The 14360-nt window shown below is 42.4% G+C and carries 8 protein-coding genes and 1 pseudogene; 3 read left to right on the top strand and 6 right to left on the bottom strand.

Translation table 11 applies throughout. From position 1 onward, the window contains the following. Positions 1-3: 3 nt before the first annotated feature. The 6 genes and pseudogenes from GFH30_RS04340 to GFH30_RS04315 all read right to left on the bottom strand — a co-directional run bounded on the left by GFH30_RS04340 (position 4) and on the right by GFH30_RS04315 (position 10162). Positions 4-1247 (bottom strand): annotated as a pseudogene (locus GFH30_RS04340) (NADH:flavin oxidoreductase/NADH oxidase family protein). 101 nt (positions 1248-1348) lie between these two features. Then, complete coding sequence (locus tag GFH30_RS04335) at positions 1349-2932, bottom strand: ABC transporter ATP-binding protein (RefSeq protein WP_153373356.1); 1584 nt, start codon at positions 2930-2932, stop codon at positions 1349-1351. Continuing rightward, on the bottom strand, positions 2907-3920 hold the full coding sequence (locus GFH30_RS04330) for an ABC transporter permease (protein ID WP_153371073.1): 1014 nt from the start codon (positions 3918-3920) through the stop codon (positions 2907-2909). The genes GFH30_RS04335 and GFH30_RS04330 overlap by 26 nt, the downstream gene beginning before the upstream one ends. Next, positions 3920-4990: a microcin C ABC transporter permease YejB gene (locus tag GFH30_RS04325; protein ID WP_153371072.1), complete on the bottom strand. Its 1071-nt coding sequence runs from the start codon at positions 4988-4990 to the stop codon at positions 3920-3922. The genes GFH30_RS04330 and GFH30_RS04325 overlap by 1 nt, the downstream gene beginning before the upstream one ends. Positions 4991-5008: 18 nt before the next feature. Further along, entirely contained in the window at positions 5009-6850 is a 1842-nt protein-coding gene (locus tag GFH30_RS04320; RefSeq protein ID WP_153371071.1) for an extracellular solute-binding protein, read from the bottom strand. Positions 6851-6877: 27 nt separating this feature from the next. Then, complete coding sequence (locus tag GFH30_RS04315; RefSeq protein WP_153371070.1) at positions 6878-10162, bottom strand: LysM peptidoglycan-binding domain-containing protein; 3285 nt, start codon at positions 10160-10162, stop codon at positions 6878-6880. A 206-nt stretch (positions 10163-10368) separates the two neighbouring features. Between GFH30_RS04315 and dnaQ the strand changes: the two genes are divergently transcribed. The 3 genes from dnaQ (at position 10369) to nudC (ending at position 14357) form a co-directional block, all read left to right on the top strand. Further along, positions 10369-11811 carry a DNA polymerase III subunit epsilon gene (gene dnaQ / locus GFH30_RS04310; RefSeq protein WP_153371069.1) on the top strand — a complete coding sequence of 481 codons (1443 nt, stop codon included), beginning with the start codon at positions 10369-10371 and terminating at the stop codon, positions 11809-11811. A 126-nt stretch (positions 11812-11937) separates the two neighbouring features. Beyond that, positions 11938-13581 carry a chemotaxis protein gene (locus tag GFH30_RS04305; protein WP_153371068.1) on the top strand — a complete coding sequence of 548 codons (1644 nt, stop codon included), beginning with the start codon at positions 11938-11940 and terminating at the stop codon, positions 13579-13581. Then, positions 13581-14357: an NAD(+) diphosphatase gene (nudC, locus tag GFH30_RS04300; protein ID WP_153371067.1), complete on the top strand. Its 777-nt coding sequence runs from the start codon at positions 13581-13583 to the stop codon at positions 14355-14357. The genes GFH30_RS04305 and nudC overlap by 1 nt, the downstream gene beginning before the upstream one ends. Positions 14358-14360: the final 3 nt, after the last annotated feature.

Here is a 14360-nt window from a genome sequence, read left to right as displayed (position 1 = left end):
TCATTAAGCAGATTTGCGTGAATTTAATTGCCCTTTAATCACAGCTTTGACATTGCCTTTTAAATAATGCAAAAACACTTTTAACGGTGAAAGTTTGGGATTGGGCTGATTTCCCTTAGCAATTTCTTTAAACTGCGCTGCATACCAAATAATTTCCATGATTGCCATTTTATCAATCATCGGAATGCCCGTTTTAATTTTATCAACGGCATAACGCACGTCTTGCCCTGCAATCAATTTATTGCCTAAATCTGTTTCTACCGCAAATGGACGCGCAATACCGATAAAATCACACGCACCACTTGCCAAGGCTGCATTCATGCCTGCTACGGTTCTAAAGCCACCGGTCACCATAAGATGACATTTGACTTCTTTGCGAATTTTATCGGCAAAATCCAAGAAATACGCTTCGCGCGCAATGGTCGATGCTTTACGTTGATCTTGTTTAACACCTGCCATCGCTGGCGCTTCATAACTTCCGCCTGATATTTCAATCAGATCAAATACCCGCGTCATCAATGGCTTTAAAAACATACAGCACGTCATCTTCGGTCATTCCACCCCGCTGAAAATCAGCTGAATTTAATTTTACTGAAATGATAAATTTATCCGAAGTTGCTGCCCGTACTGCTTGATAAATCTCAAGTAAGAAGCGTGTGCGATTTTCAATACTGCCGCCCCACTGATCTTGACGCTTATTGGTCAGTGGCGATAAACTGGCTGATGAGATAACCATGTGCGCCATGCAACTGCACACCTTCAAATCCTGCTTTCTCACAAATGGCAGCTGATGTTGCAAAACGTTGAATAATGTCTTGGATTTCATCTTCACGCAGTGCGCGTGGTGTCCCAAAGCTCATGGCAAGTGCAGGACTAAAGGGCACTGCGGAAGGTGCAACTGTTTCTTTATTTAATCCCTTTGGACACTGACGACCCGGATGTGACAGCTGTACTAATTGCACCATGCCATAACGCTGACCGACGTCTGCCCACTGACGCAAGGCATCTAAATCACGCTCAGTTTCTACCACCACCACGCCCGGTTCATTTTTGGCACGATAGTCCACCATAACATTTCCAGTAATGGCACAGCCTAAACCACCTTTTGCCCAAGCTTCATAGAGTTTGAAATGTGCATCATTTGGCGTACCTGCAGTATTCGCAAGTGCTTCACTCATTGCCCCTTTAATAATTCTATTTTTAAAATGAATGTCTCGTATGCTTCGCGTGTCACCAATTTGGCTCATGATCAATCCTGATACTTTTGTTTTATTTGCATGTGTTATAGCCCAACCAAACATCATTGACAATGTCTCATGTCAGATTATCTTGCAGTGATTTGTATCTTTTAATATTGGCTTGCTGCAATCAATGCTTGGGTATATTCGGTTTGTGGATGCTCAAAGAGCTGTTCAGTTTCTTGAAACTCCATCACTTTGGCATGATGCAATACCAACACTTTCTGACACAAAGCACGTACCACTTTTAGGTCGTGACTAATAAACAAGTAACTCATCTGTTCATCTTGTTGTAGACGGCGTAACAACAGCACAATTGCACGTTGTGTGGTTCGATCTAAGGCAGAGGTCGGCTCATCGAGAATGAGCAACTTCGGTTTCAACACTAAAGCACGTGCGAGTGCGATACGTTGTCGCTGCCCACCCGATAACTCATGCGGATAACGCGGCTTAAAGTGGATTGGTAACTCCACTTTTGCCAAGGCCTCATCGACATGCATTGAAATCTGATCTTTGGATAAAGCCTTCAACCTCAAACCCTCACCAATAATCTGCTCAACCGTCATACGCGAATTTAAACTACTGAAGGGGTCTTGAAACACAATTTGAAAATCACTGCGTAACGGACGCAACGCTTTCTCAGAAAGCTGATTGAGATCATGTTCTTTGAGTCGAATTTTTCCGTGACTTTCAATCAAGCGCGCAATGGCGAGTGCCAAGGAACTTTTACCAGAACCACTTTCTCCCACAATGCCAATCGACTCACCTTGTTGAAGTGTCAGTTCAAGTGGCTCAACTGCAACAACGTAGTCTTTTACTCGATTCAATAGACCTTGTTTAATCGGGAATTTGACCTCTAGCTGCTCCAAGCGAAGTAAAGTCTCTTGAGCACTCACTTGAAGTGCTTGTCCAAAATCATGATTAAGCAAATGTTGGGTATATGTCGATTTTGGCTGATTAAAAATTTGCGCCACATCACCTTGCTCTTCAACCTTACCCTTGTTCATGACGATGACTTGATCTGCGTATTGCTTTACCAAATTTAAATCATGACTGACCAAAATCATCGCCATTTGACGGCTTTGCTGTAAAGATTGCAGTAAATCTAAAATTTGCGCTTGTAAAGTGACATCTAGTGCAGTGGTTGGTTCATCGGCGATTAAAATATCAGGATCAAGCGCAAGTGCCATTGCAATCATGACACGTTGCCGTTGCCCACCCGATAACTCATGTGGATAACGCTTCAGTTTATCTTCAGCATTTGCAATACCTACATCATGAAGCAGCTTCAGCACGCGTTCACGCGCCTTGGCTTTAGAGTAACCTTGCAGCCATAAAGTTTCTGCAATGATCTTTTCCACTCGATGCAAAGGATTAAGTGCAGTCATCGGCTCTTGAAAAATCATGGCGATTTTCTTGCCACGAATTTGCCGCTGCTGTTCACCCTTCAACTGCAACAGATTTTGTCCTGCAAAAATTGCCTGACCTGAAATTTTTAAATTTTGCGGTAATAGCCCCAATAAAGCCAAACTACTGACCGATTTGCCTGAGCCACTTTCACCGACAATTGCCAGCGTTTCTCCTGCATTTAGCTCAAAGCTTAAATCATCGACCAAAACCTGCTGATCAGTTTGAATCTTAAGGTGTTCAACTGCTAAGAGCCGCATCTTATTGACGTCTTGGATCGAATGCATCACGTGTCGCCTCCCCAATATAAATCAATAAAGACAGCACAATCGCGAGGCTAAAGAAGCCTGACAATGCCAACCACGGTGCATTTAAATTATTTTTACCTTGCGCAAGTAATTCACCCAAAGATGCAGCATCAGGTGGCAAACCATACCCTAGGAAATCCAGTGCAGTCAGTGCGGTGATATTTGCGGTTAACATAAAAGGCAGTTGTGACAAACTTGAACTCATGGCATTGGGCAAAATATGCCTAAACATGATGGTGTGATCAGTCACACCCAAACTTCTTGCCGCACGGACATAGTCAAAATTACGCGCGCGTAAAAATTCTGCACGCACCAAACCGACCAAGGTTGTCCAACCAAATAGCAACATGATAATAAACAGCCAATATACATTTGGTGTAAACATACTGACTAAAATCATGACCATAAAGAGCATCGGCAAACCACCCCAAACTTCAAGCAGTCGCTGACCAATCAGATCAATCCAGCCACCGTAATAGCCTTGGATTGCACCCACCGTGATCCCGAGTAAAGCGGAGGCTAAGGTCAAAGCAAAGCCAAATAATAACGATACACGCAAGCCATACAAAATCCGTGCAAGCACATCACGCCCTTGATCATCTGTACCGAGCCAATTCTGTGCGGTTGGCTTAGACGGCACAGGCACCGTTAAATCTAAATTAGGCGTTTGATATGAAAATTCGATGAGTGGCCACACAGCCCAACCATTGTTATTTATCAGTTGTTGGACGACTGGATCTTTATAATCTGCTTCCGTTTCAAACACACCACCGAATGTGGTTTCAGGATAGCTTTTAAATGCAGGTGAATAGAATGAATTTTCATATTTCACTAACAGCGGTTTGTCATTGGCGATAAATTCTGCGCCCAAAGACAAGATGAAAATGATACTAAAAACAATAAAACAGCTAAAGCCCAATCGATTGGCTTTGAAGCGTTGTAAGCGCGCACGCATGATCGGAGACATTATTTTGCGCCCCTCGAATCAAAGTTAATGCGTGGGTCAATCACCTGATACAACACATCACTGATTAAACGTAAAATTAAACCCATTAAGGTAAATAAGAACAATGTGCCAAAAATCACAGGATAATCCCGTTGCACAATCGCTTCAAAGCCAAGTAAACCCAAACCATCTAAATTAAAAATAATCTCAATAAATAGATTACCCACAAAGAAAATACCGACCAATGCTTCAGGCAATCCTGCAATGACAATTAACATCGCATTACGAAAGACATGCCCATAGAGCACCCGTGATTCATTCAGACCTTTAGAACGTGCCGCCAATACATATTGCTTACTAAGTTCTTCCATAAAGGAATATTTGGTTAAATAGGTCAAACCCGCAAAGCCGCCAATAATCATCGCCAGTAACGGCAAGGTCATATGCCAAAAATAATCTTTTACTTTTGCCCAGAAAGACAGCTGTGCAAAGTCTTCAGAGACCAATCCTTGCAGCGGAAACCATTGGAAATAAGAACCACCCGCGAAAAATACAATCAGTAAAATTGCAAAGATAAAAGCAGGGATGGCATAACCGACAGCAAGGAGCATAGACGTCGATTTATCAAAAATACTGCCGTGTTTACGCGCTTTTTTAATCCCAAGCGGAATGGAGATCAGATAAATTAATAAGGTACTCCACAGCCCAAGCGACAACGATACGGGGAGCTTTTCCCACAATAACTGCGTCACAGGTTTATCTTTGAAAAAACTAGTACCAAAATCAAATTGCACATAGCCTTTGAGCATGTCCCAAAAGCGGATATGAACGGGTTGATCAAAACCATATTGGGCTTTGATTTTCTCAACCATCTCCTCACTGAGTCCTTTAGCACCTTGATAATGAGTATGATCATTGACAGCCGTTTCTCCGCCTGACATGCCACCCATCCCTTGAAAGGCTTCAGCTTGTTGAATGGCTTGCTCTACAGGTCCACCCGGTGCAATTTGCACAATCACAAAATTAATCAACAGAATCAAAAATAGTGTCGGAATAATCAGCAACAGACGCTTAAGGATATAGGTTCCCATCGACTTATTTTGTCCTTATTATTTTTGAAGTTTTAAATATTGGTTCACTTTAGCCGCTTTGTTTGGATTACTCCACCAATAATCAATACCCACATTCAGTTTAGGTTTGATTTTAGGTTGCTCATACATATTCCAATAGGCATACCAGTTACCGCCTTTGCCATAGGTCGGGATTTGATAATAACCTGCCCGTAATAAACGATCTAAGACTCGCGTTCTGAGGATTAACTGATCACGGTCTGATGCCCGTATGATTTTTTCAATCGCATCATCAATCGCGGCATTTTTAATGCCTGCATAATTATAATTGCCCGGCTGATCTGCCGAAGCACTGCCCCAAAACTGCGATTGTTCATTGCCCGGGTTTAAAGATTGCGGCAACACATTGGTGGTCATATCAAAATCTTTTGAGCGCATGCGTTCGATATATTGCGGCACATCGACATGCCGAATATTCACCGTAATACCCAAACGTTTTAGGTTGCGCACAAAAGGCATCAATGTTCGCTGTAAACCATCTTGATGAATCAGGAATTCAAGCTGAATCGGTTTGCCTTTTTTGTCACATAATTGCGCATTTTTATATTGATAGCCGGCTTTTAAAAGTAAATCACGTGCAGTGATTAAATTATTGCGATTAAAACCACTGGCATCAGAGCGAGGATAAGTCCAATTTTTCAATACTCCTGCGCGTTGAATTGGATGCAGTTTTGCCAAATACGGTTTGAGCATTGTCAGCTCTTTGCTTGAAGGTACACCCTTGGCTTCTAGCTCGCTATTACTAAAATAACTTTGTAATCGCTGATATTGCCCATAAAATAGCGCTTTATTTTGCCATTCAAAATCATAAGCATAAGTCAACGCTTGGCGAAATCGAATATCATCCATCGGTGTACGACGGCTATTAAAAACAAAACTTTGCGTCGCAATCGGATTGCTATGCTTAAAATTGTATTTGGTCACCATCTGATTGGTCACCGCAGGAAACTGGTATTCAGTGACCCATTTACGCGCGGTATATTCTTGATGCAGCGTATATTGACCGGATTTAAAGCCTTCAAATGCCACATCTAAATTACGATAATAGACAAACTTGAGACGATCAAAATTAAACTTACCTCGATTAATCGGTAAATTCGCAGCCCAATAATGTGGATTACGCTTATAAGAGATGCTTCGCCCCGGATCAATCTGCTCAATCAGATAAGGTCCTGAGCCTAATATTGGCTTTAGCGTAATACGGCTGAAATCTTTGCCTTGCCAATCTTTTTTTGAATAAATGGGCATTTGCGCCAAAATGAGTGGCATCTCAGCATTATTGCCCGATTTAAAAGTCATCTTGACTTGATGCGGTGACAATACTTCAGTCTTTGCCAAGTCAGACAAATACATCTGTAAGCCAGGATTACCTTTCGTTATAAAGCTATCAAAACTAAATTTTACATCAGCCGCCGTTAGGGCTGAACCATCGCTAAATTTCGCTTTAGGATTTAAGTGATAAATGACATCCGCCGTTTTATGCGGATCAAAAGTGACTTTTTCTGCCACTAAAGGATACATCACGCCCGGTTCATCGAGTGAGCTACGCATTAAACTATCAAATAGATAATCGACGCCTTCTGCGGATGTGCCTTTGCCATTCATGGCATTTAAATTATCAAATGTACCATTCGCCGACTGACTTAAATAGCCGCCTTTTCTTGCACTGGGGTCTGCATAAGGCATATGCGGCAAATGAGCATAGAGAGGCTGACTATGAATCGCAATAAAGGGCGTGGTCTGCAATGCAGCCCAGCCCCCTTGCGTCATCACCGAAAGTCCGAAGACATACATGAGTCCTTTTGCATATGCAAAGCTCATTCAAACACTCCCTGTTTTATTTCGGTTTTAGAGATTAGGCACTTTAATCACATCACCAATACGTAATTGCGCGCTCGGCTTCAGATCATTCATTTGCGCCAATGCCGCACTGTCCACCCCATAGCGACTTGCAACACCAATTAAGGTATCACCACGTTTAATTTTATATTCAGTCACCGTTTTAGGGACATGAATAATTTGTCCAACGCGTAAGCCTGCTTTAGGACTCAGATTATTCAATGCCGCAAGCTCTGCCACACTGATGCCGATTCGATTAGCAATCGCATTCAATGATTCACCTGATTTCACCGTATGGCTTTCCGTTGCCTTCGATGAGGTCTTCACGGTGACTTTAGACTCATCTACTTTCTGAGTTTCAACTAAATCGCCTTCAACTTTGAGACGTTGTCCGATACGAATTGCACTCGAGGTAGACAAATCATTTAATTCTGCTAGATATCTCAATTGCAGTTTATAGTCCCGTGCAATCGAGCTTAATGTCTCACCTGATTTCACTACATGAATATTCGACTTCACGCCTTGAACAGCTTTTTCAACTGGCTTTTCAATTGTCGTTACATGAGATGAAAAGGGTTCACCACTGAGTTTTAAATGCTGCCCAACACGTAAGCCTGCAGTGCGTGATAATCCATTTAAATCTGCAACCTGATCAATCGACATATTGTACTTTGACGCAATGCCGGACAACGTATCGCCAGATTGAACGGTGTATTGTTCAGGCGTTTTCACATTCGCCGGAATTTTAATGGTTTGACCTAAGCGTAAACCGCTGTTTGCGGCAAAACCATTCAATGCTGCAAGCTCCGCAACCGTCATTTTGTTTTGATTGGCAATGCTATACAGTGTTTCGCCACGTTTCACTTGATAGCTTTCCATTTTATCCACTTTTACATTGCTAATTTTTTGCTCAACTTTTGGCTCAGGCATTTTTGTGCTTAAATCTGCAACGTCATGAACAGGCACATTAATTTTTTGACCAATATTGAGACTGCTTGCCGATGTTAAACCGGGCGTTAATGCAGCCAATTCCGCATTGGATAATGCATAACGATCTGCAATGAGCTTTAAATATTCCCCACGTTTTACCACATAAGGCTTGGTCTGAACTTTAACAGTTTCAGGTTTTTTACTGTCTTCAGATTTCGCTTTACCTGTGTCTTTTAAGGAGAGTTTTTGCCCCACAAACAAACCGCTTGTGGTACTCAGTCCATTAAAATCGGCCAGTTGTTTCAGACTTAATCCAAAATGATTGGCGACACTGGTCAATGAATCATTGGCTTGAACAGTATAACTTTCAGGTTTTGCAGCCGCTTTCGTTGGCTCAACAATTGGCTTGGCATCATATAAATAAATCGTAGTCCCGACATATAAGGTCGCAGCAGGATCAATCTGATTCCATTTCGCCACATCACGCCAATTCACGCCATTTTTTGCAGCGATCATAGCCAAGTTATCACCCGGCTGAACGGTATACGTACTCCGTTTGCCTTTTGGTGCAACAACCACAACTTCCGAATCGGTTTTTACATAGTTTTTGCTTTGGTTCAGCTTCGCTTCAACAGAGTCAGATTTGGTTTGCTCAGCCACGTCTTTTGGATAAGAGAAACCTTTGGTGAGTTCTTTCCCTTGTTGTTCAGAGACTGAAAGACTGGTTTGAATCGCCGTCAGTTTAATTTTACCATCATAAGGATCAACAATTTCTGTGCCCGCAGGTGCTAAAGCTTTTAACTCTGCGACCACTTCTGCTTGTTCCGCCGGTGTAGCCACTGGTTTTAAAATGTCATCTACACTTTTGTTGCTGGCTTCCTGACTCACCGCTGCTTGAATTTGTTGACGTTCTGCTGCCGTAATTGCAGGTTCAACTTGAATTTGTTTTACTGCAGCTACTGGGGTTACAGCCACAGGAATACGTGGTGCACTTGGAATAGGTAACTCACTTTTCGCTGCAAACTCAGCCAATGCATTAGAACCTTTCGGCGTCGGCATTGGTTTGGTTTGAGCCATGGTAGTCGATGGCGTAACTACAGGTTTTGCAGCCACTGTTGTTGGTGCTTTAGATACCGCTGGCTTTGATACTGTGGTTGATGCAATGACCGCAGGTGTAGTGGTTGTTGAAGTCGGTTTCGTCACCACAGCGGGTTTCGTTGTATTCAGTAGCGGTGGTGCAGCTTTAATCGGGGTGATTTGCGTATCATTTTTAGGTAAAGCTGGCGAACCTGCCCAAAGTCCAGACTGATTTGATTTCAGATTTTTGAGACGTGCATCAATGGCTGGACTTAAGTCTGCTGGAATTAAAATTTTGCGCGGACTGTCTGGATCAATACGATCTCCGCGATGCCCCGGATTCAGTTGATACAATTCAGCGCGACTTAAACCCGTAATGGCAGAAATTTCATTTAAGCTTGCTGCACCGACACTCACTTCACGAAAATGCGGACGATTAGCAATCGGCGGCAAACTCACCCCATATTGGCTTGGATTTTTAACAATTTGAGCGACTGCCAAGAAACGCGGTACATAGTACATGGTTTCTTGCGGTAGTTTTAATGACCAATAATCAGTCGGTAAGCCCGCAGCTTTATTACGGTTAATCGCCTGTTGAATACGTCCCGGTCCTGCATTATAAGATGCTAATGCCAATTCCCATGAACCGAATTGATTATAAAGGCTGCCTAAAAACTCATAAGCAGCACGAGTAGACTCCACCACATCACGTCTACCATCATATAACGGACTTTGTTTTAAGCCGTAAATACGACCTGTACTCGGAATAAATTGCCATAAACCTGCTGCTGCTGCACTACTGGTTGCTGCGGGATCATAAGAACTTTCAATAATCGGTAAAAGCGCCAATTCGGTGGGCATACCACGGCGTTCCGCTTCTTTCACCGTATAATATAAATAGCGTGAAGCACGCGCACTTAAACGTTCTAGATACGGCTGACGTGATGCAAACCAACCGCGTTGTGCATCAATACGTGGATGCCATGTATTCAGATCCATTTTGAACCCGACTGTCATGCGTTTCCACACATCACCGTGTTTGAGTACCAAAAGACGGTCACCTTCCACGGCGCGCATATCGGTTGCAGATAGTAAATCTTCTAAGCTATCTAGACTGTTGGCACCCAGATATTGTGAACCCAGTTGCTTGGATTTAGAGGTTTGGCTCGCACTTGGTGTCGATGAACAGCCCGTCAGTCCTAACGATGCAAGTGCTGCACCCAAAACTGATATTTTTAGAAATGTAGGTAATAAGGGCTGCCACACTATTGCGGTTGGTTTATACATATAGAAATCCAAACAACTCGTATCAATTTATTTTTTAAGATCTGCCATTGTAAATAAGCTTGTCACAGAGACAAGGCAATAATTTAACGTGAATTGACGTTAAATGTTACAAGAAATTAAAAAATACCGATCATATGGATTAATCCTACGCTTTTGCGTTATACAATATGCATCTTCTTTAGTTCTTTTTCGATCGGATTTGATATATGTCACAGACAATCACACTCTATGTAGACGGTGCTTGCCGCGGTAATGGTAAAGAGATTGCCGTTGGTGGTTGGGGTGCGTATATCACGAGCGGATCAGATGAATATAAAATTTATGGTGGTGAATCTCAGACCACCAACAATCGAATGGAACTGAGCGCAGCCATTGAAGGCATTTTGTTCTGTCCCAAAGACGCCAAGCTAATTATTTGGACGGACTCAAATTATGTCAAACAAGGCATTACCGAATGGATTCACGGCTGGAAAAAGAAAAACTGGAAAGATGTTAAAAACCCAGATCTTTGGAAGGAACTTGATGCTGCCTGCCAAGGTCGTGAGATTGAATGGAATTGGATCAAAGGACACGCCGGTCATGCAGGCAATGAAATGGCAGATCATCTTGCCAATTTAGGCGTGGATTTAACCTTAGAAAAAGGTGAAAAAGCGCGTCATGTCCCAACAGCGACATTTTCAATCGGTAGCACGACAGATGAATCAAAAAAAAAGCCTGAAATCGATTGGTTGCTAGATGATCCATTTGGTATGGACTTCATCGATGCCGAAAGTGAAGCGCTTGTTGATGACGCAAGTCTAGATGCCTTACCTGAGAATGAAATGCTTGAAGATGACGCATTGCCTCATGCAGAAAATCATGATCAAGTGACGGATCTCAATACGCATACCACACGTGTCATCCAAGGAAAAATTCATCCGCAAATTGTGATCACCCCTGCGACATTAGATTTGCATGGTCCGCGCCAACTCATTCTCGATACCGAAACCACGGGTTTCTATTATCAAGATGGGGATCGCATTGTCGAAGTGGGTGCGATTGAAATGATTAATCGCAAGCTCACAGGCAGCTCCATTCATATCTATATTAATCCGCAAAAACCGGTGGGTGATTCTGAGAATGTGCATGGTATTTCAGATGAGTTTCTAAAAGATAAACCGCTGTATAGCGACATTGCTGACACGCTGTTTGATTATCTGCAAGGCGCTGAGATTATTGCGCATAACGCCAGCTTCGATATGAACTTCCTCGATATGGAGTTTACTCGTGCGGGCTTTAAGGCACTGTCCGAAGTTTGCGAAGTCACCGATACTTTAGCCATGGCAAGAGCTAAGCATCCTGGGCAAAAAAATTCCCTTGATGCCTTAGTGCGTCGTTATGAAATTGCCCAACGTGATCGTACCTTCCATGGTGCCTTACTCGATGCTGAGATTCTGGCAGATGTCTATTTAGCCATGACTGGTGGACAGGTTTCATTTGATATGGATGCCCTGTCACAATCGACCGAACAGCAAGCAGGTCAGGGACCGAGTAAAATCGAAATTGATTTACCTGTTATTTATGCGTCCGACGAAGAGCTTGCCGAACATGAGAAATGGGTCAAACAATTTGAGGAAAAACATGGAACTCCTTGCCTTTTCTCAAAATAAAATCTACATTTCATGATGTATTTTATATATAAAAAATCAATACTTCAGTTATAGTTAAATACATAAGATGTCCCGCAATAAATGCGGGGCTCACATATTGATAATACTTCAGGAAAGGTGCAGATCATGTCTTACCAAACCTCTATACATTTTGACCCGACCGCTTTACTGATAATAAAAAATGAGGTTGATAATTCGATCAAATTAGTTGAATCAGCAGTCAGCACCTTAGTAGAAGATCAAAGCTTACCATTTGGTATTGATGACGCCCTGACTCAATTTGAACAATGCGCACAAGTACTCGCGCTCATTGATATGGCGAGCTTAGCGAAAATCGCAGAATATGCCGCAGAACTCATGCGTAAAATCATGGCGAATCCTGCTCAAATCAATACCAATGAAGTCGTTGCTTTAAGTGAAGGCACGACCATGCTGAAACGCTATATCGAGTTTATCTGCTTACGCGAAGTCAAAATTCCGCAATTCTTATTAGATACGTTAAATCGTTTAGAGCTCGCTTTAGGCAAACCACTGACCACAGAAGGTCAACATATTGAACCGCTCCTCGATTGCGTCAGTCCAAACTTCCAATTACCACAAGCACCTACGCTTGAAAAATCTCAATATGTGCATCGTTTATATAAACTGTGTTTAAATAAATTGATCCAACAAGAAGAAACTGAATTCGATCTTCAAGCGATTAAAGTGGTCGGTGCTTACATCGCAGGCATGTCAGATCAACATGACAGCAAGCAATATTGGAACTTGGTCTATGTCGCATTCAACAATATCGATCATTTACTGATTAATGAACCGCGCTTACGCACTTTAGTCAGCATTGAACGCAATATGGCACACTATTTTGCCGATGCAACACAGTTCAAAGCGAGCCTCAGTGATTTAGCCAACATCCTAAGTCTATGTATTAGCCAAGAAGATGAAACATCGCAGCATATTCGCAGTCAATTGAACTTAGGCGAAGATGCGTTAAGCGATATGCAGCTACAAGTGTTTAGCCGTCATTTATATGGTCCTGATTTTGAAACCATGCATACTATTAGTGAGTTAGTGACCACCGAAATGGCACAAATTCGCAATGATATCGAGTTTAACTATCAAAATATGACCGCTGAAAAGACCCAAGAATTACAAACTCAGCTCAACAATTTAGCCAATATCTTCAAAGTCTTAAACTTAAATGAAGCCTATAGCGATTTAACCCGTCAAGCTGCATCATTAAGCCAAAGTGACATTTTAAAAGATACCAGCTTTGCTCAGCAGCTGATGAATGTGATTTTATCTGCTATGAACTCGATTGGTGTGCTTGAGCGTCATCATACCTCAAGCCGTTTGCAGCTTCGCGTCAATAACATGCACATTTCACTCGATCGTTTAGATGAAGCGCATCAAGCCTTATTAAATGAAAGTAAAAGCTCCATTGATTTGACCACTGAATTATTACTGAATTATTTGCAAGATCATAATCTTGAAGCACTTGCCAATGTGCCGAATCAATGTTGTGAAATTGCCGGTGCGATGGTATTCCTCAATGCTGATCAAGGTCATCAAGTATTAAGAGCAACCGCTGAATTTATTAGACATCGGATTGAAGCATCGATTGCGTTGACTGCCGAAGACATCAATCACGCGCTCGATGCTTTAGCAAGTGCAGACATGTTGATTGAAAATTTAAAGAATAAACAGCCTGTATTACAGTCGATGTTTAAGGTAGCATTAGACAGTAGTGAAAAACTGAAAATCGTAGCCTAATGTCTAAACTCTCGCTTGCATATATTTTTCAACAACAAAAACTGTTAGTCGATCAACATTATCAACTGCCCAAAGTTGAAAGTCTTGCAAGTGATATTCTGATTCACCCGGGCGATCAAGTGATTGCCCGTGATCTCCTTGCTCATGAGCCTATTCCTGAAGGCTTACAACTGGTTCCCATCCGCCAATTATTACAATTTTGGACCACGCAGCAATTTGAGCAAGCCAGTCGCGCGATTCAATTGCTTGAATGGAAGCGTAATCACCAATTCTGTAGTCACTGTGGTACAGCCACCGAGCCGCATCCCACTGAACATGCCATGGTCTGCCCTGCTTGCCAGTATCGCCAATACCCACGCGTTCAGCCATGTATTATTACGGTGATTACTCGGGGGGAACATGAGATTTTATTGGCAAAAAATGCCCGTAATACCAGTAGTCAAATGTATGGCTTAATTGCAGGTTTTGTCGAAGTCGGCGAAACACTAGAAGAAGCAGTGCGCCGTGAAACGGAAGAAGAAGTCGGTTTAAAGCTCAAAAATATTCAATATTTAGCCAGTCAACCTTGGCCTTTCCCGAGTAATCTGATGATTGCATTTAAAGCCGAATATGCCTCTGGTGAGATTCGTCTGCAAGAAGAAGAAATTAGCGATGCGCAATTCTTTAAATTTGATGATTTACCAGAAATCCCATTTAAAGGCAGCATTGCGCACGCCATGATCATGCACGTAACCCAAGGTGATGCAGTTGCAGATGACACGAAAGCGTGGCTTTAAGCC

This window comes from Acinetobacter wanghuae, assembly GCF_009557235.1.
Classification (GTDB): Bacteria; Pseudomonadota; Gammaproteobacteria; order Pseudomonadales; family Moraxellaceae; genus Acinetobacter; species Acinetobacter wanghuae.
Note: the sequence above shows the minus strand (reverse complement) of the source record. Positions and strands in the feature narration are given on the sequence as shown.

Excerpts from the sequence above, each read along its gene's own strand:
- GFH30_RS04325 (WP_153371072.1), bottom strand. The coding sequence starts at position 4,990 with ATGGGAACCTATATCCTTAAGCGTCTGTTGCTGATTATTCCGACACTA.
- GFH30_RS04330 (WP_153371073.1), bottom strand. The coding sequence starts at position 3,920 with ATGTCTCCGATCATGCGTGCGCGCTTACAACGCTTCAAAGCCAATCGA.
- GFH30_RS04305 (WP_153371068.1), top strand. The coding sequence starts at position 11,938 with ATGTCTTACCAAACCTCTATACATTTTGACCCGACCGCTTTACTGATA.
- GFH30_RS04335 (WP_153373356.1), bottom strand. The coding sequence starts at position 2,932 with ATGCATTCGATCCAAGACGTCAATAAGATGCGGCTCTTAGCAGTTGAA.
- dnaQ (WP_153371069.1), top strand. The coding sequence starts at position 10,369 with ATGTCACAGACAATCACACTCTATGTAGACGGTGCTTGCCGCGGTAAT.
- nudC (WP_153371067.1), top strand. The coding sequence starts at position 13,581 with ATGTCTAAACTCTCGCTTGCATATATTTTTCAACAACAAAAACTGTTA.
- GFH30_RS04320 (WP_153371071.1), bottom strand. The coding sequence starts at position 6,850 with ATGAGCTTTGCATATGCAAAAGGACTCATGTATGTCTTCGGACTTTCG.
- GFH30_RS04315 (WP_153371070.1), bottom strand. The coding sequence starts at position 10,162 with ATGTATAAACCAACCGCAATAGTGTGGCAGCCCTTATTACCTACATTT.